Origin of the sequence: Streptococcus sp. (genome assembly GCF_019414905.1) — a bacterium.
Taxonomy (GTDB): Bacteria; Bacillota; Bacilli; order Lactobacillales; family Streptococcaceae; genus Streptococcus.
Genome location: NZ_DXLC01000067.1, coordinates 1 through 1811 on the forward strand (window position 1 = coordinate 1; position 1811 = coordinate 1811).

General features: G+C 44.3%; 2 protein-coding genes. Both read right to left on the bottom strand.

Translation table 11 applies throughout. The annotated features are described in order from the left end of the window. On the bottom strand, positions 1-745 hold a 745-nt coding region (pstC, locus tag QZ359_RS01760), incomplete at its 3' end, for a phosphate ABC transporter permease subunit PstC (RefSeq protein WP_293956032.1). Next, a complete protein-coding gene (locus QZ359_RS01765; protein WP_261042677.1) occupies positions 745-1623 on the bottom strand; it encodes a phosphate ABC transporter substrate-binding protein PstS family protein in 879 nt (292 codons plus the stop codon). The genes pstC and QZ359_RS01765, both read right to left, overlap by 1 nt. Positions 1624-1811: the final 188 nt, after the last annotated feature.

Sequence of the window (1811 nt, forward strand, 5' to 3'; positions counted from 1 at the left end):
CAGGTGTTGTCAATGAAGTTGGGACAACGGCTGAGTTTCCGACCACCATCTGAATGGCCAAGGCCTCACCAAAGGCACGCGCCATCCCAAAGACCACTGCTGTGAAAATCCCTGAACGCGCTGCCTTCAAGGTCACGCGCCAGATGGTTTGCCAACGAGTGGCCCCCATAGCCAAACTAGCTTCGCGGTAGTGACGAGGCACTGCACGCAAGCTATCGGTTGTCATAAAGGTTACCGTCGGTAAAATCATGACAAAGAGAACGAAAATCCCTGACAAAATCCCAAAACCAGTTCCACCAAAGACACTGCGGACAAAGGGAACTACGACCTGCAAACCGATAAATCCATACACGACTGAAGGAATCCCGACTAGCAATTCAATGGCTGGTTGCAAGATTCTAGCACCTTTTGGTGAGACCTCTGTCATAAAGACTGCCGCACCAATGGCAAAAGGAGTTGCGATAAGGGCTGACAGGATTGTGACAATAAAGGAACCCAAAATCATTGGAAGGGCACCAAATTGTTTACCTGAAGGATTCCAAGTTTGGCCAAATAGGAAATCAAAGATGTTGACCCCATTGACAAAGAAAGTCGACAAACCTTTTTGGGCTACGAAAATCAAAATCATAGCCACAATGATGACAATCAAAGACAGACAGGCAAAGGTCAAGCCTTTTCCTAGTTTCTCTAAACGAGAGTTCTTTGAGGGAGAAAGTAATTTTTTAGCTAATTCTTCTTGATTCATTAGTGACTCCCTTCTAGTGCTGTCACCGTTCCGACAGCATCTTTTTCAACCTTCATTTCCTTGACAGAAATATAGCCCATTCCCTTAACGATTCCGCTTTGCGCTTCATCTGAGAGGACAAAGTTGAGAAATTCTGCCACCAATTCATTAGGTTGACCTAGGGTATACATGTGTTCATAAGACCACAAAGGCCAGTTATTGGTTGTAACATTTTCTGCAATCGGCTCATAGCCATTCAACTTCATGCGTTTAACTGAGTCATCCACATAGGCAAATGCTAGGTAAGAAATGGCTCCTGGTGTCTGGGAAACAATGTTTTTAACCATCCCATTTGAATCCTGTTCTTGACTCTGCACGGCAGATTGGCCATCCATAACAACACTATCAAAGGTTGCACGCGAACCAGAACTTGCTGCACGATTGATAATAGAAATGGCTAGATCTTTCCCCCCAACCTCTTTCCAGTTGGTCACTTGACCTGTGAAGATGCTACGGAGTTGTTCAGTTGTCAGATTTTCAACATCAACTTCCTTGTTCACAATCACTGCCAAGCCCGCCACAGCAACCTTATGGTCCACTAGAGCGGATGCGTTGATACCGTCTTTTTCCTCGGCAAATACGTCTGAATTTCCTACATCAACGGCTCCAGATTGAACCTGAGACAGACCTGTACCAGATCCTCCACCTTGGACGTTGACTGTTTTTCCAACGTGCATAGAGCCAAATTCATCTGCTGCTGCTTCGACCAAGGGCTGAAGAGCCGTTGAGCCAACAGCTGTCATGGATTCCCCACGATCAATCCAGCTAGCACATCCCGCCAAAGAACCTGCCAGCAAAAGAGCCGCAAGGGATAGAGCGAGTTTTTTCCTTTTTTTCACTGTTTTTCTCCTTGAAAATAATGGTGAATGCTGTGAATTTTTTCAACTATTTATTTATGTTTTTCTTTTTTAAAATTGGGAGCCAACTGAAGATGCAAGCTTAATTTTATTAGAAAGTTGCTCAGTTGCTTTCGCCACCAATTTTGACTTAAAATGAAAGACAATTTGAAAAAAATCCATACTTCCAC